Below are 23,362 nucleotides of genomic sequence, written 5' to 3' on the forward strand. Positions count from 1 at the left end.
CGTGAGCGCGGTCGACGCCGCGTGACCACGTGTCGCACGAACTTACTAAGTAAAAGGATAATCCCCCGTGAAGTACCTCCACACCATGGTCCGGGTGACCGACCTCGACGCTTCGCTGGAATTCTACTGCGACAAGCTGGGCCTCGTGGAGTCCTCGCGCACGGAGAATCCCGCGGGCCGTTTCACCCTGGTCTTCCTCTGCGCCCCGGGCGACGAGGCCGAGGCCAAGGCCAACAAGGCCCCGATGGTCGAACTCACCTACAATTGGGACCCGGAGGCCTACGAGGGCGGCCGCAACTTCGGCCACCTGGCCTATGCGGTCGACGACATCTACGCGACCTGCCAGCGCCTGAAGGACAAGGGCGTGGTCATCAGCCGGCCGCCGCGCGACGGGCGAATGGCCTTCGTCCGCTCGCCGGACAACATCTCCATCGAACTCCTGCAGGCGGGCCCCGCGTTGGCGCCGGCCGAGCCCTGGACCTCCATGCCCAACGTGGGGGCCTGGTAGGCATGGCCGAGCAGCTTCACGTCGCCCTCAACGACAGCCATTCCATGCCGCAGTTGGGGCTGGGCGTCTGGCAGACCCCCGCCGACCAGACCGCCGACCTGGTCCGCACGGCGCTCGAGGCCGGCTACCGGCACGTCGATACGGCGATGATCTACCGCAACGAGGCCGGGGTCGGCGAAGGCCTGCGCCGCTCCGGCGTGGCCCGCGAGGAGGTGTTCGTCACCACCAAGCTGTGGAACGATTTCCAGGGCTTCGACCAGACGATGGCGGCCTTCGACGCGAGCCTGGCGCGGCTGGGCCTGGAGAGCGTTGACCTCTACCTGATCCACTGGCCGGCGCCGTCGAAGGACCGCTATCTGGAATCCTGGCGCGCGCTGGTCCGGCTGCAGCGCGAAGGCCGGGCCCGGTCGATCGGGGTCTCCAACTTCGCCGTCGAGCACCTGGAACGGATCGTGGGCGAAACCGGCGTCACGCCGGCGGTGAACCAGATCGAATTGCACCCGCGGTTCCAGCAGCCGGAGCTGCGCGCTTTCCACGCGGCCCACGGGATCGCGACGGAGTCCTGGAGCCCGCTGGGGCAGGGCGGCCTGCTCGCCGATCCGACCATCGGGAAGATCGCCGCCAAGCACGGCAAGAGCCCGGCCCAGGCGATCATCCGCTGGCACCTGGACATGGGCCTGATCGTCATCCCGAAATCGGCGACGCCGTCGCGCATCGTCCAGAACCTCGACGTCTTCGATTTCGCCCTCGACGCCGAGGACCTGGCCGCGATCGCCGCGCTCGACAATCCGGGCGGGCGCATCGGGCCCGACCCCACCGCCTTCGGCTGAGCTCCAACCTGTCGGGGAGGTTTCGGCCCGACACGCTCGCGACATCGGCGCGAGGGGCGAGTCTCTGATATTTGGGGGCTGGCGACTCACCCGTTTGGAGGCCGTGCATGGTCCGCGCTTCCGGTTCCGTTCGGCCGGCGAAGATTCCGCAGGTCGGCGAACCCGCGCCCTTTTTCGCCGCAGCCATCGACGGCGTCGAGCGCTACAGCCTGGACGTCGTCGCCGGCCGCTGGATCGTGCTGATGTTCTTCGGGACCACGGGCCTGCCGGCGCCGGCCGAGGGCCTGGCTCTTGCGCTGGAGCGGCGGGCCCTGTTCAACGGCGCCGATGCGGCCCTTTTCGGGGTCAGCGTCGATCCGGCCGACCGCGCGGAGCGGGGCCTGCGCAACTCCGATCCAGGCGTCCGCTTCTTCTGGGACTTCGACCTGGCGGTCAGCCGGCTCTATGGCGTTGCCGACGAGGCCAACCTGACGCCTTGCCTGTTCCTGATCGACCCGGCCTTCCGCATCGCCATGAGCGCGCCGATCGAAGCGACGGGCGTGGTGCTCGACCGGCTGGCGCAGGAACTGGCCGATGCGCCGGCGCGGGCCGAGACGCAATATGCGCCGGTCCTGACCCTGCCGCGCATCCTCGAGCCGGAGCTTTGCGAGGCGCTGATCGCCTACTATCGGGCCGGCGGCGCGACCGCCTCGGGTTTCGCCCGGGACATCGGGGGCCAGACCGTCCAGCACGTCGACACCTTCATGAAGCGACGCAGCGACGTCACCATCGAGGACGAGGCCGTGCTTGACGCACTCCGGGCGCGGCTGAAGGACCGGCTGTTTCCCATGGTGAAGCGCGCGTTCGGCTGGCAGGCGCAGCACATCGAACGCTACCTGATCTGCCGCTATGGCGAGGAGGAGCTCGGCTTCTTCTCGCGCCACCGCGACGACGCCACCGCCGGCACGGCGCACCGCAAGTTCGCCGTCTCGCTCAACCTCAACGACGGCTACGAGGGTGGGGAGCTGTGCTTCCCGGAGTTCGGGCCGCGGACCTACCGCCCGCCGGTCGGCGGCGCGACGGTCTTCGGCTGCGGCCTGCTGCACGAGGCGACGCCGGTGACCAAGGGCGAGCGGTTCGTCTTCGTACCCTTCCTCTACGACGACGAGGGTGCGCGGCTGCGGCGGCAGAACCTCAGCAAGGTCTCGCCGGACCTGCGCGAAAGCCGCCAGACGCGGCGAACCGGACGCGTCCGCTAGCCGGGCTCGGAGCGCGCTACAGGGCGATAGTGCGCGCCGGCGGCGCAGGCCGAGCGCGCGCGGCCGCCGGTTCATCGCAAATTCCTCCATCCTGCCGGGGGGAGCCGCTAGCCCTTGCCGCCGGATCGGGCGAGGCTTGGCCGTTGGACGGACGGGGAGGAATCAATGGCGTCACGCAGCCGGGGCGCGGGCTACGCGACCTTCGCGGCGATCGGCATGGCGGCGGGGCTCAGCGGCCTGGGCGCGCTGTCGCTGATCTATCAGGACACGGTCCTGCAGTGGGAGCCGGTCCCGGCGTCCTGGCCGCATCACGCCGCGCTCGGGGCAGGCTCGGGCCTGGTCCTGCTGGCCGGCGGGATCCTGATGGCCATGCGCCGCACCCGCGCGCTGGGCGCGGGCGTCGCCGCCGGGTTCATCGGCCTGTGGGTCCTGGGCCTGCACCTGCCCCGGATGTTCGCCAAGCCCGCCGACCTGCCGGGCTGGCTGGCGATCGCCGAGTGCTCGGCCATGGCGCTGGGCGGCTTCCTGGCCCGCCGCGAGCTGATGGGCGGACCGGGCCGGACCACGACCCTGGAGACGCGCCTGTTCGGGCTTTGCTGCCTGGTGTTCGGCGCCTCGCACTTCCTGTTCGCACGCTTCACCGCCGCGATGGTCCCGGCCTGGCTGCCGATGCGGCTGGACCTCGCCTACCTGACCGGGGCGATCCACGCCCTGACGGGCCTGGCCCTCCTCGCCGGGTTCCGCCCGCGCTGGGCCGCGGCGATCGAGGCCCTGATGATGACCGCCTTCGTCGCGCTGGTGCATCTGCCGCGCGTGGCCGCCAAGCCGGGCGATCGGACGGAGCTCACCCTGTTGTTCGTGGCGGTGACCCTGAGCTCGGCCGCCTGGATCGTCGCCACCTCGCGCACGGCCTCGCGGCGGGGCTAGCCGCTTCCCGGTTCAGCGCTCTGCCGCCGTCTAGAAGCTCAGGCGGACGGCCGTTTCCAGCCGCGACTCCGCCTGCCGGGGCGCCTGCCCCGCCAGGACGCGGGCCGGGCGGGTGCTGTCTATGCGCTTGGCCTCGGCGATGAGGTCGACGTGCGGGCCCAGCCGATGACGCCAGGCCGCGGTGGCCGCCCAGCCAGTCTCGCTGTTGTTGTCGACATCCACGAAGGTGCGGTCGACGGTCTTGAACCCGTCCAGGCGAAGGCTCAGCGCATCCTCGCCCACTTGCCGGCGGGCGAGGAGGTAGGCGGAGCGGAAGTCCACGTCGAACCAGCGGCCGCCCGCCGTCACATATCCCATCTGGGTGTTGCCGGTCATCGCCTGCGCCTGGAGCCGCAGGGTTTCGCTGGGCTCCCAGCGCGCGCCGATCTCGGTGAAGGTGGTCCGCCAGGCCCATTGGTTGTTGGCGTCCTCGGCGGTGCGGTCGCCCCCGTTGTCGTAGTGGAAGACGTCGACGCTGACCGGCGCCGGCGGCCGCCATTCGAGCTGCAGGTAGTAGCCGCCGCGGTGGTCCAGCTCGAGGACGGGCAGGGTGACGGCCGGCTGGAAATCGGCGGCGAAGGCCGACAGCGGCGGCAGGGGGAATTTCGCGCCCAGGCCGGCGCGGACCCCGTCGATCGCCCAGCCACGGAAGGTCAGCAGGGCGCCGGCGGTGTCGCCCCAGCCGAACACGGCGGCCGTGGCCCTGATCTCCTGGCTTCCGAAAGCCCGCGCCAGGCTGGCCTCGACGCCGGTGACCTTCACCTCCTCGCCGACCCAGGTGTTGAGCGCCGAGCCGCTCAGCATGTCCGGGGTCGTCCAGGCGACGCCCTCGTGCTCCAGCGACACCGGCGGATAGAAGGCGCCGACCCGCGCGGAAATCCGGCCCAGAGCCATCGGCGGCGCCTTGAGCTTGAGGTAGGCCTCGCCGATATCGAGGCTCGGTGAGACCTTCGGCTGATAGAGCGCGCTGACCACGGCGCCGACGGCGAAGTTGAAGCTCGGGCGCCACTCGATCGCGGCCTGGTTGAACGCGACGCCGTCCCGCGACGCCGCCGTCTTGCCGAAGCCCCCGTCGAGCCAGGACCGTTCGGTGCGGCCGGCCGAGACTTCGGCTTCTGCGAGCCCGTGGACGGTGTCCGGCGAAAGGATCCCCGACTGGGCGCAGGCCGGATTCGGCAGCGCCGACGCCAAGATAATCGGCATGACGAGGACAAGTGCAGACTTCGACATGTCCGCCGCTCGACTTGTCCGCCTCGAGAGTCCCCCGGTCATCAAGGGGCCAATATATCGCCGGTTTCTTTATCGAAAGTTTCGTGGGTCTTCGAAACCCGTCAGGGGCCGGTGGTCGTGCGGCCGCGGACGCTCAATACCCGCCGCGGCGGAGCGCCGTGGCGCGCAGGTCGAGCGTGGTCGCCAGCCGCGCCGTCCCGGAGGCGGGGATCGCCAGGTCGCTGGACACCTGTTCGTGCGGCGCGCGCAGGCTGGAGTGCCAGATCGCCACATGGGCCGGGCCCGGCGGCAGGTCGTCGATCTGGGCCTCGCCGGTCTCGGAGGTCTTGGCCACGAAGGGCGTGTCCACCACGTCGACGTAGGCGATCATGTTGTCGTGGATGTTGCAGCCGAGGGTCACGATCCCCGCCTTGTCGAACTTCACCACCCGGGTCGCTTCGCGGCCGTAGAGCTTGAGTTCGAAGGTCTTGGCCGGCGAGAACGAGAAGACGTGGTGCTTGAAGGGATCGGCGTTGGGGAAGGCGACCTCCGCGCCCACCGGCACGATCAGCACGAAGGGTTCGAACTGCATGCCCCGCTGGGCCATGGTGTAGGGCCAGGGGAACCGGATCGGGCCGCGGCCCGCATAGTCCTGCGGGCGCACGGTCACCACGGCGTTGGCTACCGGCTTGCCGGCCGGCGTGCGCAGGGCGATCGACAGGCTCCCCGCCGACGCGGGGCCGGCGGCCAGGAGAGTCAGCAGAATCGCCAGGCTGCGCATGGCTGCAATCTAGGAGGGCGCGGTGTAAAATGCGCGTTAAGCGTGGGGCCGGGACCGGTAGCCGGCTCGACCGCCGGCACGGAATTCAGGAAGGGTCTCGATGGCTCCCGGAGCAGGACTCGAACCTGCGACAAGTCGGTTAACAGCCGACTGCTCTACCAGCTGAGCTATCCGGGATCAGGCCGTCGAGGGGCGGGGGTATACGTTGGCTGCCGATCCGGCGCAAGCCGGGCGGGCGCCGCGAAGGGCCGCATCTGAAAAAAGAGCCCGACGCGAGCGCCGGGCTATGAAAAGTCGGTGTTGGTGGGGTGTCTTCAAGGAAGACGCTCGGAGGTTGGACTCGCGTGGTTAAGGGCGGGTTAACGACCTTCTGCGGCCGCAAGGCCTCCGAAAGGGGATGCGGCGACGCGCCCGGATTGGAGCCGGCGCGCAGGTGGGCTAGTCGTGGTCGGGCAGGGGCCGAACGAATCGAAAGGAAGCGCCGAAGATGCGCATCCACTTCACCGGCGTCGCCGGAGCCGGTATGAGCGCCGCGGCCCTGATGATGCGCGAGGCCGGCCATCAGGTCACCGGTTCGGACGAGGACGTCTTCCCGCCCATGTCGACCTATGTCGAGGGGCTGGGCTTTCCCTTCTATCGCCGCTTCGACGCCGCCAACCTGCCGGCCGGCCTCGACGTTCTGGTGCTGGGCGCCAGCGCCAAGCTGGGGGGCGAGGATAATCCCGAGGTGGTCGCCGCCCGCGCGCGCGGCGTCGCGGTCACCAGCTTTCCGGAGCTGGTGGGCCAGGCCACGGAGGGCCGCGCCAACACCGTGGTGGCCGGCTCCTTCGGCAAGTCCACCTGCGCGGCCCTGATGGCCCACATCCTGCGCGAATCGGGCTGCGACGCGGGCTGGATGGTGGGCGCCATTTCGCCCTCCCTGCCGGACACCGGCCACTGGGGGCGCGCGCCGCAGGTGGTGCTGGAAGGCGACGAATATATCGTGGGGCCGACGGACCGCCGCTCGAAGTTCCTGCTCTACCACCCGCGCGACGTGCTGCTGACCTCGCTGGTCCACGACCACGTCAACGTCTTCCCGACCTTCGCTGAATATGAGGCGCCGTTCCGCGAGCTGCTGCGCCTGATCCCGCTCGACGGGCTGCTGGTCGCCCGCGAGCATCCGGCGATCCGCGCCATCGCGGGCGAGGCCGCCAGCCGGATCGTCTGGTACGACACCGGCCGCTGCGAAGGCTGGTGGGCCGACGAGGTGGTGTTCGGCGACACGAGCCGTTTTGCCCTGGTGCGTCCCGATGGCGGACGGATCGCCATCACCACCAGCCTGCTGGGCGCGCACAACATCGAGAACGTGGTCGGCGTCGCAGCCTATCTTCTGGAGCGCGGCCTGGTGGGCGAGGCCGCCCTGCAGGCGGCGGTGGCCAGCTTCGCGGGCATCCGCCGGCGGCTGGACCGGCTGACCACGCGCTCCGCCGTACCGGTGATCGAGGGTTTCGGCTCATCCTACGAGAAGGCCCGTTCGGCGATCGAGGCCCTGCTGCTGCACTATCCGCACCGCCCGCTGACGGTGGTCTTCGAGCCCCACACCTTTTCCTGGCGCAGCACAGATGCGCTCGCCTGGTACGACACCGTCTTCCGGGGCGCCGCGCGGGTGCTGATCGCCCCGCCGCCGACCCATGGCGCGGCCACGCACCGCCAGTCGAGCTTCGAGGACATCCTGGCCCGCACCGCCGCCACCGGCGTGGCCGTCGAGGGCGTGCGGTCGGCGGACGAGGCGATCCGCGCGCTTAGCGGCCTCAAGGGCGACGAGGTGGTGCTGCTGCTGTCGTCGGGGCCGCTGCTTGGCCTGCCGGACGCCCTGCCGCCGGTCTTCGACCGCCTCTACGGCGGCCAGGCCGCGGCCTAGCTGGCGATGACGTAGATGAAGGCCTCGACCTCGCCGCCGTCCGCGCCCTGGACCCGGGCCAGGGCCCGCCGATAGTCGGCGCCCTCGAAGGCGTCCAGCCGCGCCCAGTGCGCCGGCAGGTCGGGCGATGTGAAGACCTGCACGGCCACTTCGGCGCCTTGCGGATCGAGCCGCAGGCCGGGATAGCCGACGCCGGCGCCCCAGCCGGCCGCCAGGCGTTCGCCGCGAACCACGCCATGGGTCCAGTCTCCAGCCAGCCCCGCCAACTGATGATGGTTCGATCGGCCGGGCGCCAGCGTGCCGTAGACGGCCAGCCGATGCTCCGGCCCCAGGCTCACGCCTCGATCCCCTGTTCGGCGAAGGCTCGCCGTTTCGGCCCGGCGTAGCCGAACAGGTAGGCCGCGACCTTGCGGATCTGGATCTCCTCCGAGCCCTCGGTGATCCGGTAGCGGCGGTGGTGGCGATAGATGTGCTCGAAGGGCTTATGCCGCGAATAGCCGATGCCGCCGTGCACCTGCATGGCCCGGTCGGCGGCCTCGCAGACCAGCCGGTTGGCCCAATAGTTACACATGGAGACCTTGTCGGAGATCTGCCGCTCGATTTCCTTGTGCTCCATCCGGTCCATCTGCCAGGCGGTTTTGCGGATCAGCAGTCGCAGCATCTCGGCCTGGGTGGAGAGTTCGACCAGCGGCCACTGGATGGCCTGGTTCTCGGCCAGCGCCTTGCCGAACGGCTTGCGCTGCCGTGCGTACTTCACGCTCTCTTCGATGCAATAGACCGCCGCGCCCAGCGACGAGGCCGCCTGGCGGATGCGGTTCTGGTGCACGAAGCTCTGGCCGAGCCGAAGGCCCTGGTCGATCTGGCCCCAGTAGCTGTCCTCCGGGATCCAGACGTCGGTGAAGCTGACTCGCGGGTGGTCGGTCGGCATGTTGAAGGTCCAGAGGTATTCCTCGATCTTCACGCCGGGGGTGTCGGCCGGGACGATGAAGCAGGTGATGCCGTTGGCGTCGCCGTCCTTGCCCGACGTGCGGGCGAAGACCATGACGTGGGTCGCCACGTGCATGCCGGTGGTCCACATCTTTTCGCCGCGGATCAGCCAGCCGGGCTGGCCGTCCTTGTCCTGGCGCACGGCGGTCGTCTCCATGAAGGTGGCGTCGGAGCCGTGGTCCGGCTCGGTGAGGCCGAAGCCGGTGCGCAGCTTGCCGGCCAGGAGCTTGTCGGCGTCGCGCTCGTACTGGGCGTTGGTGGCGAATTCCTTGAACATCAGGATGAAGGGGTTGTTGCCGACGATGGAGTGCTCGTTCTGCAGGTCGTTGTGCAGGCCGAGCCCCTTGGCGGCCAGGTGCTCGCGGATCACCGCCAGCTCGAGCTGGGTGCCGCCCTTGCCGCCGAGCTCCTTGGGCCAGCCGAAGCGCAGGTGGCCGGCGGCGTCGGCGCGGCGGCGGGCCTCGCCCAGCAGCTCCTCCCACTCCTTCTTCGGCAGGCCGCCCCGCTCCCAGTCGGTGCGTTCGTACTCGCGCCGGTGGTCGAAGTAGCGGATATTGTCGTCCGCAAGCTCCAGCGGCTTGATCTCGGCTTCGATGAAGGCGTCGAGCTCGGCCAGATAGGCGACGAGTTCGGGGGGCAGGTCGAAGTCCATGGCGGGATCCTGGGTCTGTTCTTTGGATCGAGCTTAGCCCAAGTCAGCCATTTACAAGCCGCCGGAACGCCCCCCTGATCGGGCGAAATCGGACAAAGTCGGGGATTTGGTCGGATCATGAGCGTGGATGTGCTGGCCGCCCTGCCGCGGCTGGCCCAGCGGCTGGGAGGCGAGGGCGCGGTGCTGGCCGCGGCCGAACGCCTGTCCGGCGGGGCGAGCATGGAAACCTGGGCCTTCGCGGTCGAGGCCCCGGGCGCGCCGCGCCGCGACCTGATCCTGCGCCGGCGCTCGGCGCCGTTCGATCCCGATTCCTCGCGCTCCGTCAGCCTGGCGGGGGAAGCCGCGCTGATCAGCGCGGTGCGGGGCGCGGGCGCGCCGGCTCCGCCGCTGGTGCATCTATGCGACGACGAGGACGGCCTGGGCGAATGCCACGTCACCCAGCGGATCGCCGGTGAGACCCTGGGGCGCCGCATCGTCGCCGACGCGCGGTTCGACGCGGTTCGTCCGAAGCTCGCCCGCCAGTGCGGCGAGATCCTGGCCCAGATCCACGCGACGCCGCCGCCGCCGCAGGCCGGCCTGAAGAGCGCCGACTTCCTTGGCGAGCTCAGCCGCTACGAGGAAATCTACCGCTCGTCCGGCGCCGAACGGCCGGTGCTGGAGCTGGCCTTCCAGCATCTGAAGGCCCATGCGCCGGAGCCCGCGCCCCTGGTGCTGCTGCACGGCGATTTCCGGAACGGCAACCTGATGATCTCGCCGGCCGAAGGCGTGGCCGCCGTGCTCGACTGGGAGCTGTCGCACATCGGCGACCCGGCCGAGGACCTGGGCTGGATCTGCGTCAACTCCTGGCGCTTCGGTCGCCCGGACCGCCCGGTGGGCGGCTTCGGCGACTACGCCGACCTGCTGGAGGGGCACGAAGCGGCGGGCGGGACTCCGGTCTCGTTGAAGCGCCTGCGGACCTGGCAGGCCCTGGGGTCGCTGAAGTGGGGCGTCATGTGCCTGATGATGTACCAGAGCTGGGCCGGCGGCCTGGAGGCCTCGGTGGAGCGCCCGATGATCGGCCGCCGGGTTTCGGAAACCGAGATCGACCTGGTGAACCTCCTGGAGGCGGGCCTGTGATCACCCATCCCAGGGCCCAGGAGCTGATCACGGCGGTGGCCCGCTGGATCGACCACCTGCGTCCGGACCTCGACCCGCGCAACGCCTTCCTGGCGCGGGTTTCGGCCAATGTGCTGGGGGTGATCGGCCGCGAGCTGGCCCTGGGGCCGGCGGCGGAGGCGGCCGCCGTCGAGCGACTGACGGTGCTGCTGGACTACCGCGGCGGGTTCGAGGAGCTCAACGCCGACCTCTGTCGACGCCTGCGGGCCGGCGAGATGACCGCGCAGACCCCCGGCCTGCTCGCCGCCCTGAAGGCCAATGTCCTCGACCAACTGGCCATCGACCAGCCCAACTACCGGCACGAGGGGTCGCCGCCGGCGGACCCTTAGGCCGCCTCCAGCACGCGGATGATCTGGCCTTCGTCGTCGTTCCACAGGATGGCGACATTGGCGGCCCGGCGGGTGAGCTTGCCCAGCGCCTTCTTCACCTCCGGCGCGCGTAGGCGCTTTTCGCTGAGGCGCAGGAGCGTTCGGCCGGAGCCCTGGTCCTGCTCCTCGTCGTGGAAGCGCAGCACGGCGTCGACCACGGAGCCCGGCAGGGCGGGCCGTTCGAAGGCCGGCGTCTCGATCGGGCGGGCGGCGAGGCGGGGACGGAAGGTGCGGTAGGCCATGTCCTGAACTCCGTTGCGGGTTTCAACGCGTTCAGGTCTGATCGGTCGCAACGACAGAATCGGACGTACCTTGAGATGCGACACGAAAAGGCCAGCCGGCTGCTGGATCTCGCGCGGATGCTGGCGGCGACCTCCGAGGGCTTGACCCTCGACGAGATGGCCGAGCGGCTGGGCGTCGGCCGGCGCACGGCCGAGCGGATGCGGGACGCGGTGCGCGACGTCTTTCCGCAACTGGAGGAGGTCGACGACCCGCCGACCCGGCGCTTCCGGATTCCCGCGGGCCTCGACGGCCTCTTCCAGGCGCCGACCGCCCAGGAGCTGGCGGCGCTGGCCGCGGCGGCCGAGGTCTTCGCCCAGCAGGGGGCGAGCGCGCGGGCGGCGGCGCTGAGGTCCCTGGAGCACAAGGTGTTGTCGGCGACCCGCGCAGCGGCCCGGCGCAAGCTCGCCCCGGACCTGGAGGCCCTGCTGCAGGCCGAGACCATCGCCGTCCAGGCTGGGCCGCGGCCCTTCGAGGACGAGACCGTGCTGGCGGCCATACGCGAGGGCCTGCTCTCCATGCGGCGCCTGAGGTTCCGCTACGAGGGCGGGGCGACGCCCGGGCGGGTGCGCGAGGTGACGCCCTTCGGCCTGTTGTTCGGGCGCTCCAACTATCTGGTGGCCGACGAGGGGCAGGGGCCGCGCAACTGGCGGCTCGACCGGATCGGCGACGTGGAGGTGACCGGGCGCACCGCGGCGCGGCCGGAAGGCTTCTCCCTGCAGGACTACGCCGACGAGAGCTTCGGGATCTTCCACGACGACACCGAGGACGTGGCGCTGCGGGTGAGCCCGGCGGGCGCGGAGGATGCGCTGCGCTGGCGTTTCCACGCCAACCAGGCTGTGGAGGCGCAGGCCGACGGCTCGGTGATCGTCCGCTTTCGGGCCAGCGGCATGCTGGAGCTGGCCTGGCACCTCTTCACCTGGGGCGACAAGGTGCAGGTGCTGACGCCGCCGGTGCTGAAGGCCACGCTCGCCGAACAGATCGAAATCGCCCGCCGCGCCCATGCGTCCGGAACTGTCGTGGCGGCCTCCTAGACCTTTCCTCGTCGCCAGGAGGAGAGGCTCATGACCGTCGTTTCGGACTACGCTCAGTTGTATGAAACCCAGATCCGGCCCCGCCGCCGGGGTTTGAAGCGCCTCGCCGTGCTCGTCGTGTGGGCCGCGCTGTTCCTCGTCCGGCCGCGACTGGCCCTGGCCATCTGGCGGGAAAAAGCCTGAATTTACAGAGAATAGTCGAGGAGCCGGCGCCGCCGGCTCCGTAGGTTCGACTAGGGGATTCTACGGGCTCTACCCATACGGGAAACCCCGTAGGTAGTCACCTCAGGGTGATTCGCGCGAATCAGCATGGTTAAAAGCATTAACCATAAGTCAATTGCTGAGGCCCGCCGCAATGCCCGCCCTTCGCCTCGTCCCGCAGGATGCCGATTGCCGCACGAGCGGCAGGGTCCTGCTGATCGATGACGACCAGGCGTTGCTGGGCCTGATGGCCCAGGCGTTCGCCGCCGCCGGCTACATCACGCGCACTGCCGAGAACGGCCGCAAGGGCCTCCTGGCGCTGGACAGCTACCGGCCCGACCTGGTGGTCACCGACATCGTCATGCCCGAGATGGAGGGCATCGGCGCCATCCTGCAGATCAAGCGCCGGCCGCGGCCCCCGAAGATCATCGCCATATCCGGCGCGGGTCCGGGCGGGCGGCGCGACTACCTGAGCTGGGCCAAGCACCTGGGGGCCGATGAGGTCCTCGCCAAACCCTTTCGCATGTCGCAGATCCTGGCGCTTGCGGGGCGACTTCTCGTCAACAATTCCAATCACTTAGCTGGGCATGGGAGCTGAATAGATGCATATTCTTCTGGTGGAAGACAATCCGGTTGCGGCCAAGAGCATCGAGCTGAAGCTCGTGGCTGAGGGACACAATGTGTTCACGACCGACCTGGGCGAGGACGCCGTCGAACTGGCCAGCGTCTACGACTACGACCTGATGCTGCTCGACCTCGACCTGTCCGATATGGAAGGCCTGGACGTGCTGCGCGCGGTCCGCGCCAAGAAGATCCGTACGCCGGTGATCATCCTGACCGCGTCCGGCGATATCGAGACCAAGGTCAAGGCGCTGTCCGGCGGGGCCGACGATTTCATCACCAAGCCATTCCACAAGGCCGAGCTGGCCGCGCGGATCAACGCGGTGGTGCGCCGTTCGCGGGGCCACTCGGAATCGATCATCCGCACCGGCAATATCGCGCTCAACCTCGACACCCGCTCCGCCGAGGTCAGCGGCGCGCCGGTTCACCTGACGCCCAGCGAGTACAAGGTGCTGGAGCTGCTCTCCCTGCGGAAGAACTCCGTCCTGACCAAGGAGATGTGCCTCAATCACCTCTACAACGGCCTGCGGGAGCCGGAGGTGAAGATCATCGACGTGTTCATCTGCAAGCTGCGCAAGAAGCTGGCCGCGGCCGCCGGCGGCGGCAACCAGATCGAGACCGTCTGGGGCGGCGGCTACATGCTGCGCGACACCTCCGACGAACGCCAGGTCGAGGAGCGCCAGGCGCTCGCCGCCTGACGCCCGAGATCATCGCCGCCAAACGGGCCGGCCGCTGTGAAGCGGCCGGCCTTTTTCTGTGCCCGTTTTCCTTCTCCGGGCAAGCGGAGAGGAGGCTTCGCCATAGGTTTGAATGGAAGCGGTAAGCGGCCTACGCCGCGACGGCGCTGTGGCCGGGAAGGGCGGCGGGCAGGTAGAGGGTCGCCGTCGTGCCCTGGCCTTCGCGCGACCAGAGCGACAGCGCCCCGCCGGCGCCGGCGGCGAAGTCGACCACGGCGCTGAGGCCGAGGCCGGTGCCGGTCGCCTTGGTGGTGAAGAGCGGGTCCGTGGCGCGCGCCAGGGTTTCGGGCGACATGCCCGCGCCGGTGTCGCGCACCGTGAAGGCCACGTAGTCGCCGGGCGTGACGCCGGCCAACCGCGCATCCGATCCGCTCAGCCGCACGTCGTGGGCGAAGACGAAGACGCCGCCGCCGGCGGGGGTCGCCTGGCCGGCGTTGAGGCAGAGGTTCAGCAGCGCCATTTCCAGGCCGGTGCGGTCGCCCAGGCAATCCAGCGGGGCGCTGGGCAGGGACACCTTCAGGCGGATGTTGGGAGCGATGGCTTGGCGGGCGAGGCGCCGCACGGTGTCCAGCACGGCGGCGCCGTCGACGGCCTCCGGCGCTTCCGCCTCGCCGCGGCCGAGCGCCAGGGTGCGGCGAAGCAGCTCCGCGCCCCGCTCGGCGGCCTCCAGGGCCAGGCGCGCGATCGCCTGCGCCTCGCTACCCTCGGGCAGCTCGGCGGCCAGCCGCTCGTTGGCGCTGAGGATCACGCCCAGCAGGTTGTTGAAGTCGTGGATGAGGGCGCCGGAATTGCGGTGGATGGCGTCCAGCCGCTCGGCGGCCAGGGCCTCGCCCGCGGCGTGGCCCTCGTTGGCCGGCAGGCGGGCCGAGGCCCCCTGCAATGCTGTAACGGTGCGGCTCATCCTGTCGCGAATCAAACATATTCGCGCCGCATTTGCACTCCGGCGCCAATACTTAGGTACAAACCCCTATCGAGCGACTGGGTGTGTCAGGCCGCGCCGCTGGCCAGCGTCATGCGGATCAGCTCGGAGAGGCTGTCGGCCCGCATCTTCGACATTACGTTGGCGCGATAGATCTCCACCGTGCGCGGGCTGATGGTGAGCCCCGACGCGATCGCCTTGTTGCTCGCGCCCTCCATGATCATGTCGAGCACCTGGCGCTCGCGGGCGGTGAGGCTCTCGATCCGGCGCAGCACCCGGGTGCGCCGCGAACTGGCGTCCACGGCCTCCTCGTTCTCCTCCAGGGCGGAGCGGACCAGGCGCAGGATGAGTTCGCTCTCGAAGGGCTTCTGGACGAACTCCGAGGCCCCGGCTTTCATCGCCTGGACCGCCACCGTGACGTCGGCGTGTCCGGTGATCAGGATGACGGGCAGCAGGCACTGGCGCTGCTTCAGGGTCTTGACCAGCTCGACGCCGTCCATGCCGGGCATGCGGACGTCGCTGACGATGCAGCCGAGGGCGTCGGGGGTCAGGACGTCGAGGAACTCCAGGGCGGAAGAAAACCCGCTAGGGTTGAGTCCATCGGACCTCAGCAGCATGACAAGCGAGTCCAGCGCGGCGTCGTCGTCATCGACGACGAATACGGTCCGGTTGGCCGTCGACGTCACCACTGCTCACACCCGTCCGCGCCAGTAAAAAGCTAAAAGCAGCGCCTCCCAGCGGGCTGGATTCGACCCAGATTCGCCCGCCATGGTTCTCGACTATAGCGCGGCAAATCGAAAGGCCTAGCCCCATTCCGAGGGGCTTGGTGCTTGCCAATGGTTGAAAGACTCGACCCATAACCGCGATATCTACGCCAGGCCCGCTATCCTCGACTGTTATCAACATCTTTCGGTCTGCGTCGGGTCGTGTTGAGATTTTGATTTCGCGATCCGGGAACTTGGCGACTGCATCAATGGCGTTTCTCACCAAGTTAACCATTAGCTGTTGAATCTGAATTCGATCAGCAAGAACTATGTCTGAACCTTTATAGAGATTATAAAATACCCGTGCGCCGGCATCTCTAACCATTAACCCTATGATGAATTCGATTTCCGCCAAGATCGCGGCGAGGCTCTCAGGCTTCTGTTCGGCGCCACCTCGCGTCGCGAGATCGCGCATGGTGCGGATGATTTCACCCGCCCGGACGGCCTGGTCGCCGGCCCGCGAAACGGCGTCCATGAGGTCGTCCTCGTCGATCTCCAGATGGGCGATCAGGGTGCGCGCGGCGCGCAGATAGTTGGCCACGGCGGACAATGGCTGGTTGAGTTCATGCGCCAACACCGAGGCCATCTCGCCCATGGAGTTGAGGCTCCAGACCTGGGTCAGGTGGGCCTGCAATTCATCGGATCGCCTCTCGGCCTCGCGCATGGTGGAGAGGTCGCGGACCACGCCGGTGAAGCAGCGCCGCCGGCCGACCCGGGCCTCCCCGATACGCAACTCCATGGGGAATTCCGCCCCGTCCTTGCGCCGCCCCGCGACCTGGCGGGAAGACCCGATAACCCGCCGTTCGCCGGTCTCGACATAACGGCGCAGATGACCGTCGTGGGCCGCCGCCTGGCTGTCGGGAAGCAGCAGGGAGACGTCGCGGCCGACGATCTCCTGGGCCGTCCAGCCGAACAGCAGCTCCGCGGCGCGGCTGAAGCCGATCACCACGCCTTCCTCGTCGATCATGACGGTGGCCTCGGCCACCGCGTCCAGGCTGGCGCGCAGGATCGCCTCACGCGCTTCGATCTCCGCCACCCGGCGGCGGCCGTCGGCCAAGGAGGCTCGGGCCCATCCGCCCAGGGCGGCGATGGCCGCGCCCAGGGCCAGGAAGATCGCCACGCGGCCGAGGCGTTCAGGGCGGTCCAGCAGCGCCTGGGCGTCGGCGACGAAGGCCCCGACGGCCAGGATCCCCGTCGCGCTCATCGCCGAGGAGAAGCCGCTCAGGGCCGCGCAGGCCAGGAGGGCCGGCAGGCAGAACAGATAGACCGAGTGGCTGAAGCTCGCGCCGGCGGCCAGGTGCGCGCCGAGGGCCGCCACCGCGGCCAGCAGCGCGAGAGCCTGTCCGAGGAAAAAGCGGCGCAGGGAGCCGGCGGCCTCCGTGGGCGGCGCCTCGACGGCGGACCGCGACCTGTCCATGGCCATACTTTCGGCCCGCGTCTCGAGCATCGCCTATCCTGCGCCTCGCCGACGTCGGATCAATTCAGGGCAAACACCTAAGGGCTCGCCTCGGGGCGGGCAGAGCGAATGGGGGCTTGAGCTTCGCGCCCGCATCGCCCTCTATCGGCGCCGGTCAGGGGAGTTTCGACATGATAGTGGCGCGCGCGGCGGCCGCCCTTTTGGCAGGAGCATTCCTCATGGGCGCGGCCCCGACCCCGGACCCCTATGCCTACATGGAAGAGGCGGAGGGCGCGAAGGCGCTGGCCTTCGCCCGGGCCGAGAACGCGCGGTCCCTGCCGCAACTGCAGAACGACCCCCGCTACGCCGGCCACTATGCGGACGCGCTGAAGATCGCCACCGCCAAGGACCGGATTCCCGGTGTGGCGCTGGCCAACGACGGGACGTTGCGGGACTTCTGGCAGGACGCCGACCACGTGCGCGGCGTCTGGCGCGCGACCACCCTGGCCAGCTACCGGACCGCCGCCCCGGAGTGGCGGACGATCCTCGACGTGGACGCCCTGGCCAAGGCCGAGGGCAGGAACTGGGTGTTCAAGGGCGCGCAGTGCCTCAAGCCCGCCGAGCGCTATTGCCTGGTCTCGCTGTCCAACGGGGGCAAGGACGCTGTCGAGATCCGCGAGTTCGACACCCAGTCCGGCGCCTTCGTCGAGGGCGGCTTCCAGCTCCCCGAGGCCAAGGCGAACGTCGCCTGGATCGACAAGGACACCCTGGCCATCGCCACCGAATGGACCCCCGGGGATCTCACCCAGTCGAGCTATCCCTACATCCTGAAGATCCTGAAGCGCGGCCAGCCGCTGGGCGCCGCGCGCGAGGTCTATCGCGGCGAGAAGACCGACGTGTCAGTAAGCCCGGTGGTGCTTCGCGAGCCGGGCGGGGCGGTGGCCGCCCTGCTGGCCCAGCGCGGGCTCGACTTCTTCAATTCCGAGCACCGGCTGATCACCCCGACCGGCGGGGTGAAGATCGACCTGCCGACCAAGGCGACGATCCAGGCCTATGTCGAGGGCCAGCTCGTGGTCACGCTGGAGCAGGACTGGCCGCAGAAGGGCTTCAAGGAAGGCGACCTGATCGCCTTCGACCTGGCGGCGGTGAAGGCCAACCCCGGCGACCTGAAGGGGACCCTGGTCCTGCGACCCGGCGCCAGCCAGGCGATCGACGAGGTGGCGAGCACCCGCCACCGCCTGACTGTCGTGCTGTACGAAAACGTCAAGGCCCAGCTCCTGACCTTCCGCCACGCCGGCGGGGGCTGGACCTCCGCGGCGGTCGCCCTGCCCAAGGATTCCACCATCTCGGTGTCCTCGACCGCCGATCTCGACGACAGCATGATCGCGAACGTGACCAGCTTCCTGACGCCCTCCAGCCAGTGGCTGGCGGACGACGCCAGCGGCAAGGCGCAGATGCTGAAGACCACGCCGGCGCGGTTCGACGCCTCCAAGGATGTGGTCGAGCAGCTCTGGGCGACCTCGAAGGACGGGACCAAGATCCCCTACTGGGTGGTGCGGCCCAAAGGCTTGAAGCTCGACGGGACGGCGCCGACCCTGCTCACCGCCTACGGCGGCTTCCAGCTCAGCCAGACGCCGGCCTACGCCGCCATGGCCGGCAAGCTCTGGCTGGAGAAGGGCGGGGTCTATGTGCTCGCCAATATCCGCGGCGGCGGCGAGTTCGGGCCGCGCTGGCACAACGCCGGGCTGAAGCTGAACCGCATGCGGGTCTACGAGGACTTCTTCGCGGTGAGCCGCGACCTGATCGCACGCAGGATCACCAGCCCGAAGAAGCTCGGCATCGAGGGCGGCTCCAACGGCGGCCTCCTGATGGGCGTGGCCCTGACCCAGCACCCGGAGCTTTACAACGCCATCGTCATCCAGGTGCCGCTGTTCGATATGATCGGCTACACCCACATCGGCGCCGGCGCCTCCTGGGTGGGCGAGTACGGCGACCCGGCGGTCCCGGCGGAGCGGGCGGTCCTCGACAGCTATTCGCCCTATCAGCTCCTGGCCGCCGGCAAGCCCTATCCGAGGGTCTTCCTGGAAACCTCGACCAAGGACGACCGGGTCCACCCGGCGCACGCCCGAAAGGCCGCGGCCCGGCTGAAAGAACTCGGCTACGACTATCTCTATTACGAGAACGTCGACGGCGGGCACGCCGCGTCCGCCAACCTCAACGAGCGGGCCATGCGCGTGGCGCTTGAATACACCTACCTGGCCCAGCGGCTGATGGACTAGGCGGCCGCGGCGCCTACCGGGCGCGCCGTCAAAGCGCCGCCAGGTCGTTGGCCACGTCGTCGAGGGCCCCGCGCCAGTCCATGAACCGCGGCTGCCGATAGACCCGCGCAGTCGGGTACCAGGGCGAGGACGTGCCGCTGCGCAACCAGCGCCACTCGCCGATGTGCTGCACCAGCACCCAGACTGGCTTGCCCAGCGCGCCGGCCAGGTGCGCGACACTGGTGTCCACGGTGATGACCAGGTCGAGGTTCTCGATGATCGCCGCGGTGTCCGCGAAGTCGGCGATCCGGTCCTCGCAGGCGATCAGGTTCGGCAGCGCCGCCATCTGGCGGGCCTCAGCGGGCGTGCAGTCCATCTGCAGGCTGACCCAGGTCCTGTCCGGCGTTATCAGCCGGCTCATGTCCTCGAAGGTCATCGACCGCTTGGCGAGTTCGACGTTGCGGACGTTCGACTTCCAGACCAGGCCGACCCGCGCCCTGCCGGCGCCGGGCAGCCGCTGTCGCCAGGCGGAGGTGAGGTCCGGGTCGGCGGAGAGGTAGGGGGTCCGCGCGGGGATCGTCTGCGCCGTTGTGCCGAAGAACCGCGGCAGGCTGAGCAGCGAACTGTGGGCGCGGAAGAACAGCGGGTGCTTCGCGGCGTCGATGATCTCGACGGTGGGGCTGAGCGTCGCCATAAGCCGCCGCAGCGACGCGGGCGTGGCCATCACCACCTTCGCGCCCCTGGCTTCCAGCATGGGGACGTAGCGGGAGAACTGGATGATGTCCCCCAATCCCTGCTCGGGATGAAGGAAGACGGTCGCGCCGGCCACGTCGTCGCCCGGCGCCAGGGCGCGCGCCGAGATCTCGCGGGCGCCCAGGGGATCGGGCAGCCTCTTGCGCCACTCGTAGCCCTCGAAGCCCTCGGCGAGGTCGCCGAGCAGCAGACTGTTCAGGCTGCGGGCGAAGTGGGCTTCCGGGAAGAAGGCGCGGAGCGAGATCGCCGCGGTGAAGGCCTCACGCGCCGCTTCCGGCCGGTCCAGCTCGGCCAGGGCCACGCCGCGGCTGTAGTGGGCGTCGGCGTGGTCCGGACGCGCGGCGATCGCGCGATCGAACTGCGCGACGGCGTCCTCGAAGCGGTTCAGCTTCGAAAGCGCGAGGCCCGCGTTGTAGTGGCCGGATCCCCCGCCGGCCTTGAGACCGGCGATGCGCTCAAAGTCCTGCAGAGCCTCGTCGAGCCGACCCAGGTCGAGGAGCGCGACGCCGCGGTCGTTCAAGGCGTCCTCGTAGCCGGGCTGCAGGCGGATCGCGGCGTCATAGCTGGCGAGCGCCCCCGGAAGGTCCCCGAGGTCGCGTCGTACGTCGCCGAGGTTCTTGTGCGACTGAGCCAGGCCCGGGTCGAGCCGCAGCGCCGTCTGCAAGGCCGCCGCGGCGTCTTCGAGACGGCCGACGGCCTTCAGGTTCAGGGCGAGATTGTTCTGGGCGTCCGTGAAGTCGGGGTTGATCGCGACCGCCTGCCGCAGTTCGGCGAGGGCCTCGTCATGCTCGCCCATCCCGCCCAGGACCAGGCCCAGGAGGTTGCGCGCGTCGGCGTCCTGAGGCGCCCGGGCGACCGCGTCCGAGGCGATGGCGAGCGCCTCATCCTTGCGGTCGGCCTGGAACAGGAGGGCGCCCAGGATCACCAGGCGATCGACCTCGCCCGGCCGCAGCGCGATGGCGCGCTCCAGCAGGCCGATCGCCGAGGGCAGGCGCCCCGTCTGGTGATGGAGCATTCCGAGGTGCCAGAGCGTGTCGAAGTGATCGGGGGCGCGGCCCAGGATCTCCCGATACAGCGCCTCCGCCGGTTCCAACTGCCCCGCGCGGTGCAAGCCCGCGGCCCGCAACAGATCGGCATAGATCGCGCGACTATCCATCAGCGGGTTCGGGCTAGGGAAGATTGGAGGCCTGACCGGGAATCGAACCCGGGTTCACGGATTTGCAGTCCGGTGCGTCACCACTCCGCCATCAGGCCGCCTAGAGCGGGCGGTGCTAACAGAAGGCCCGCCGCGGGGCAACGGGCGCGATTGCCTTGTCAGGCGGCGGGGACCTATAAGCCGGGCAAGATTCCTCGCGCGCTCAAGGACGACCGTATGGCCGATTTCGCCGCCGCCCGGCTGAACATGGTGGAAAGCCAGGTGCGCCCCGCCGACGTCACCGACATACGCATCCACGACGCCATGCGCGCCCTGCCGCGCGACAGCTTCATGCCGCCCGCCAAGGCCTACCTGGCCTATGCCGACATCGAGGTGGAGTACGCGCCGGGCCGCAGCCTGCTGAAGCCGCGCGACGTGGCCAAGCTGGTCCAGGCGGTGCGCCCGATGCCGGGCGAGCGCGCGCTGGCGATCGCCGCGCCCTATGCGGCGGCCATGCTCGAGCACCTCGGCCTTTCGGTGACCCGGCTGGACGAGGGCGATCTGTCGCAACCCCCGGGCGCGGACTATGACGTCATCGTCTGCGAAGGCGCGGTGGGCCGCGCCCCGGCCGGCTGGACGGCGACCCTGGCGCTGCGCGGACGGCTGGGGGTCGTCGAGCGGGACGGGCCGGTGGGCAAGGCCTGCGTCTATGTCCGGGCCGAGGACGGGATCGGCCGCCGGGAGGTGTTCGACGCGACGCCGCCGGTCATGCGAGGTTTCGCCGCTCAACACGGTTTCGCCTTCGAATAGTCTTCAAAACTCACCACGAGTGATTTCACAAGGCAAACGGATGCAAAGTCCGGGGTGAAAAAAGCTTAAGGTGACGCGGCGGGGGCGTTGGCTGCACAAGTTCGGCCAACGAGAACAAGTCGCTCGCCACTACGGGGATATCTGATGTCGAAGATCCTTCGCGGACGGCTTTTGGCCGCGATTTTCACCGCCGGCGTGGCCGGCGGATTCGCAGCCTCGGCTTCCGCCGAGACCCTGGCCGATGCGATCGCGCTCGCCTACGGGACCAACCCCAATCTGCTGGCCCAGCGCGCGGGCCAGCGGGCGCTCGACGAAACCTATGTGCAAGCCCGCGCCGGTTTTCGGCCGCAGCTCACCTTCAACGCCGACAGCTACTGGCTGGATACGCGGACCCCGAAGGCGGCCCGAGGCACCGTGATCGACACCAACGGCGACGGCATTCCCGACACCTTCGTGCCCGCGACGGGCTCGGGGGTTTCGCGGCTCAACAACGGCACCGTGGGCCTCAACCTCACCCAGCCCCTCTGGACCGGCGGGCGCACGTCGGCGGCCATTTCGGCCGCCGAGGCGGACATCCTGTCGGGCCGCGAGAACCTGCGCCGGGTGGAAGCCCAGGTGATGCTGCTGGTGATCCAATATTACGCCGATGTGCGACGCGACCAGGAAGGCGTGCGCATCCGGCAGGAGAACGTCAGCGTCCTGCAAAGGCAGCTTGAGGAATCCAAGGCCCGCTTCGAGGTCGGCGAGATCACCCGCACCGACGTCGCCCAGTCGCAGGCGCGCCTCGCCGCCGCCCAGGCCCTGCTGTCGAGCTCCATCGCCCAGCTTGCCGTCAGCCGCGCCAACTATGCGAACGTCGTCGGCCAGAACCCCGGCGAGTTAGAGCCGGAGCCTTCGCTGGCCTTCCTGCTGCCCACCAATCCCGACGAGGCGTTCAGCGTCGCCGAGAAGTTCAGTCCGCTGCTGCGCGCGCAGCAATATGCCGAGCAGGCCAGCCGCGCCCGGGTGGCCGCCGCGCGCGCCGAGCGCATGCCCACGGTCTCGCTCCGCGCCACCTATGGGTTCACGGGCAACGTGGCGCCGTTTGACAGCTCAAGATGGACCACCGAGATGACCGGCGCGGCCGTGGTCAGCGTGCCGCTCTTCACCGGCGGGTTGAACAATTCGCGCATCCGCCAGCAGGTGGAGCGCAACAACTCCGACCGGATCACCATCGAGACCCAGCGCCGTACGGTGCTGCAGAGTGTGACCCAGGGCTGGAACCAGCTCGTCGCCGCGCGGGCCAGCATCGACTCCACGCAGGAGTCGGTGCGCGCCGCGAAGATCGCCGCCGAAGGCACGGGCGAGGAGCAGAAGGTGGGCCTGCGCACCACGATCGACGTTCTGAACGCCGAGCAGGAGCTGCGCAACGACGAGCTCGCCGCGGTGGCCGCCCGCCACGACGAATACGTCGCCGCCGCCAGTGTGCTGTCGGCCATGGGCCGCCTGGAAGCCAAGAATCTGATCCCGGCGGTGACGCCCTACGATTCGAAGAAGAACTTCCGCAAGCTGCGCTTCGCCCTCGGCTACGTGCCCTGGGAAGAGCCGATCGGCATCGTTGACCGGGCCGTGGCCTTCCCGGCGATTCCGCAGACGCGCGCCATGACCTCGGAGCCGGCGATCGGACCTGGTCTTTCACCGCCTTCGGCGCAACCGTCGGCGCCCCCAAAACGGTAGGCGCATTTGAAGCGGCTCCCCTTCGGCTGAAAATGGGCTACGCTGGTCGTTCACGGATTCATCTCTCGCTTTAGCGGCCCGGTCCTATGTCCGAACAGACGTCCCAAGAACCGACCATGGAGGAGATCCTCGCCTCCATCCGGCG

General features: G+C 69.4%; 23 protein-coding genes and 2 tRNA genes. 14 read left to right on the forward strand and 11 right to left on the reverse strand.

Annotated features, from left to right (window positions below; all coding sequences use genetic code 11):
- Positions 1-67 precede the first annotated feature (67 nt).
- The 4 genes from VNW53_RS10485 (at position 68) to VNW53_RS10500 (ending at position 3,503) form a co-directional block, all read left to right on the forward strand.
- On the forward strand, positions 68-508 hold the full coding sequence (locus VNW53_RS10485) for a VOC family protein (protein ID WP_325555556.1): 441 nt from the start codon (positions 68-70) through the stop codon (positions 506-508).
- A 2-nt stretch (positions 509-510) separates the two neighbouring features.
- Complete coding sequence (locus VNW53_RS10490; protein ID WP_325555558.1) at positions 511-1,338, forward strand: aldo/keto reductase; 828 nt, start codon at positions 511-513, stop codon at positions 1,336-1,338.
- A gap of 107 nt (positions 1,339-1,445) precedes the next feature.
- Positions 1,446-2,576 carry a redoxin domain-containing protein gene (locus VNW53_RS10495; protein ID WP_325555559.1) on the forward strand — a complete coding sequence of 377 codons (1,131 nt, stop codon included), beginning with the start codon at positions 1,446-1,448 and terminating at the stop codon, positions 2,574-2,576.
- Positions 2,577-2,741: 165 nt separating this feature from the next.
- A complete protein-coding gene (locus tag VNW53_RS10500; RefSeq protein WP_325555560.1) occupies positions 2,742-3,503 on the forward strand; it encodes a hypothetical protein in 762 nt (253 codons plus the stop codon).
- A 30-nt stretch (positions 3,504-3,533) separates the two neighbouring features.
- On the opposite strand, the gene VNW53_RS10505 is transcribed toward VNW53_RS10500, so the two are convergent.
- The 3 genes from VNW53_RS10505 to VNW53_RS10515 all read right to left on the reverse strand — a co-directional run bounded on the left by VNW53_RS10505 (position 3,534) and on the right by VNW53_RS10515 (position 5,709).
- Entirely contained in the window at positions 3,534-4,745 is a 1,212-nt protein-coding gene (locus VNW53_RS10505) for a hypothetical protein (RefSeq protein WP_325555561.1), read from the reverse strand.
- A gap of 160 nt (positions 4,746-4,905) precedes the next feature.
- A complete protein-coding gene (locus VNW53_RS10510) occupies positions 4,906-5,532 on the reverse strand; it encodes a methylamine utilization protein (RefSeq protein ID WP_325555562.1) in 627 nt (208 codons plus the stop codon).
- 101 nt (positions 5,533-5,633) lie between these two features.
- A tRNA-Asn gene (locus tag VNW53_RS10515) sits at positions 5,634-5,709 on the reverse strand.
- A 310-nt stretch (positions 5,710-6,019) separates the two neighbouring features.
- On the opposite strand from VNW53_RS10515, the gene VNW53_RS10520 reads away from it, so the two are divergent.
- Positions 6,020-7,432 (forward strand): Mur ligase family protein, encoded by a 1,413-nt coding sequence (locus tag VNW53_RS10520; RefSeq protein WP_325555563.1) that lies wholly within the window; start codon positions 6,020-6,022, stop codon positions 7,430-7,432.
- Here the strand turns inward: VNW53_RS10520 and VNW53_RS10525 are convergent.
- Together VNW53_RS10525 and VNW53_RS10530 are read right to left on the reverse strand one after the other, a co-directional pair.
- The gene (locus VNW53_RS10525) at positions 7,429-7,770 is read right to left on the reverse strand and encodes a gamma-glutamylcyclotransferase family protein (protein WP_325555565.1); all 342 of its coding nucleotides are present in this window, start codon (positions 7,768-7,770) and stop codon (positions 7,429-7,431) included. The genes VNW53_RS10520 and VNW53_RS10525 overlap by 4 nt on opposite strands.
- Complete coding sequence (locus VNW53_RS10530; protein WP_325555566.1) at positions 7,767-9,071, reverse strand: acyl-CoA dehydrogenase family protein; 1,305 nt, start codon at positions 9,069-9,071, stop codon at positions 7,767-7,769. The genes VNW53_RS10525 and VNW53_RS10530 overlap by 4 nt, the downstream gene beginning before the upstream one ends.
- Positions 9,072-9,188: 117 nt before the next feature.
- On the opposite strand from VNW53_RS10530, the gene VNW53_RS10535 reads away from it, so the two are divergent.
- Positions 9,189-10,187: a phosphotransferase family protein gene (locus VNW53_RS10535; RefSeq protein WP_325555568.1), complete on the forward strand. Its 999-nt coding sequence runs from the start codon at positions 9,189-9,191 to the stop codon at positions 10,185-10,187.
- Positions 10,184-10,555, forward strand: coding sequence for a DUF6285 domain-containing protein (locus VNW53_RS10540; protein WP_325555569.1), 372 nt, complete (start codon positions 10,184-10,186; stop codon positions 10,553-10,555). The genes VNW53_RS10535 and VNW53_RS10540 overlap by 4 nt, the downstream gene beginning before the upstream one ends.
- On the opposite strand, the gene VNW53_RS10545 is transcribed toward VNW53_RS10540, so the two are convergent.
- On the reverse strand, positions 10,552-10,836 hold the full coding sequence (locus VNW53_RS10545) for a hypothetical protein (RefSeq protein ID WP_325555571.1): 285 nt from the start codon (positions 10,834-10,836) through the stop codon (positions 10,552-10,554). The genes VNW53_RS10540 and VNW53_RS10545 overlap by 4 nt on opposite strands.
- Positions 10,837-10,911: 75 nt before the next feature.
- Between VNW53_RS10545 and VNW53_RS10550 the strand changes: the two genes are divergently transcribed.
- The 4 genes from VNW53_RS10550 to VNW53_RS10565 all read left to right on the forward strand — a co-directional run bounded on the left by VNW53_RS10550 (position 10,912) and on the right by VNW53_RS10565 (position 13,427).
- Positions 10,912-11,907, forward strand: a complete 996-nt coding sequence (locus VNW53_RS10550) for a helix-turn-helix transcriptional regulator (RefSeq protein ID WP_325555573.1) — start codon at positions 10,912-10,914, stop codon at positions 11,905-11,907.
- Positions 11,908-11,937: 30 nt separating this feature from the next.
- Positions 11,938-12,090, forward strand: a complete 153-nt coding sequence (locus VNW53_RS10555; protein WP_325555574.1) for a hypothetical protein — start codon at positions 11,938-11,940, stop codon at positions 12,088-12,090.
- A 172-nt stretch (positions 12,091-12,262) separates the two neighbouring features.
- Positions 12,263-12,706 carry a response regulator gene (locus VNW53_RS10560; RefSeq protein ID WP_325555575.1) on the forward strand — a complete coding sequence of 148 codons (444 nt, stop codon included), beginning with the start codon at positions 12,263-12,265 and terminating at the stop codon, positions 12,704-12,706.
- A gap of 4 nt (positions 12,707-12,710) precedes the next feature.
- The gene (locus VNW53_RS10565; RefSeq protein ID WP_325555576.1) at positions 12,711-13,427 is read left to right on the forward strand and encodes a response regulator transcription factor; all 717 of its coding nucleotides are present in this window, start codon (positions 12,711-12,713) and stop codon (positions 13,425-13,427) included.
- A 130-nt stretch (positions 13,428-13,557) separates the two neighbouring features.
- Here VNW53_RS10565 and VNW53_RS10570 read toward each other — a convergent pair whose 3' ends face one another.
- The 3 genes from VNW53_RS10570 to VNW53_RS10580 form a co-directional block, all read right to left on the reverse strand.
- Complete coding sequence (locus VNW53_RS10570; protein ID WP_325555577.1) at positions 13,558-14,367, reverse strand: two-component system sensor histidine kinase NtrB; 810 nt, start codon at positions 14,365-14,367, stop codon at positions 13,558-13,560.
- A gap of 86 nt (positions 14,368-14,453) precedes the next feature.
- Positions 14,454-15,071, reverse strand: a complete 618-nt coding sequence (gene fixJ, locus VNW53_RS10575; RefSeq protein ID WP_325555579.1) for a response regulator FixJ — start codon at positions 15,069-15,071, stop codon at positions 14,454-14,456.
- Positions 15,031-16,596 (reverse strand): PAS domain S-box protein, encoded by a 1,566-nt coding sequence (locus tag VNW53_RS10580; RefSeq protein ID WP_325555580.1) that lies wholly within the window; start codon positions 16,594-16,596, stop codon positions 15,031-15,033. Before VNW53_RS10580 ends, fixJ begins: the two co-directional genes overlap by 41 nt.
- A 188-nt stretch (positions 16,597-16,784) precedes the next feature.
- Here VNW53_RS10580 and VNW53_RS10585 point away from each other — a divergent pair, with 188 nt between their 5' ends.
- Entirely contained in the window at positions 16,785-18,824 is a 2,040-nt protein-coding gene (locus VNW53_RS10585) for a prolyl oligopeptidase family serine peptidase (protein WP_325555581.1), read from the forward strand.
- A 28-nt stretch (positions 18,825-18,852) separates the two neighbouring features.
- Here VNW53_RS10585 and VNW53_RS10590 read toward each other — a convergent pair whose 3' ends face one another.
- Both VNW53_RS10590 and VNW53_RS10595 read right to left on the reverse strand, forming a co-directional pair.
- Positions 18,853-20,712, reverse strand: a complete 1,860-nt coding sequence (locus tag VNW53_RS10590; RefSeq protein ID WP_325555583.1) for a tetratricopeptide repeat protein — start codon at positions 20,710-20,712, stop codon at positions 18,853-18,855.
- Positions 20,713-20,736: 24 nt separating this feature from the next.
- Positions 20,737-20,810, reverse strand: a tRNA-Cys gene (locus tag VNW53_RS10595).
- A gap of 118 nt (positions 20,811-20,928) precedes the next feature.
- Between VNW53_RS10595 and VNW53_RS10600 the strand changes: the two genes are divergently transcribed.
- Both VNW53_RS10600 and VNW53_RS10605 read left to right on the forward strand, forming a co-directional pair.
- The gene (locus VNW53_RS10600) at positions 20,929-21,501 is read left to right on the forward strand and encodes a protein-L-isoaspartate O-methyltransferase (RefSeq protein WP_325555584.1); all 573 of its coding nucleotides are present in this window, start codon (positions 20,929-20,931) and stop codon (positions 21,499-21,501) included.
- A 144-nt stretch (positions 21,502-21,645) separates the two neighbouring features.
- A complete protein-coding gene (locus VNW53_RS10605; RefSeq protein WP_325555585.1) occupies positions 21,646-23,217 on the forward strand; it encodes a TolC family outer membrane protein in 1,572 nt (523 codons plus the stop codon).
- Positions 23,218-23,362: the final 145 nt, after the last annotated feature.

Origin of the sequence: Phenylobacterium sp., assembly GCF_035569475.1 — a bacterium.
Lineage (GTDB): Bacteria > Pseudomonadota > Alphaproteobacteria > Caulobacterales > Caulobacteraceae > Phenylobacterium.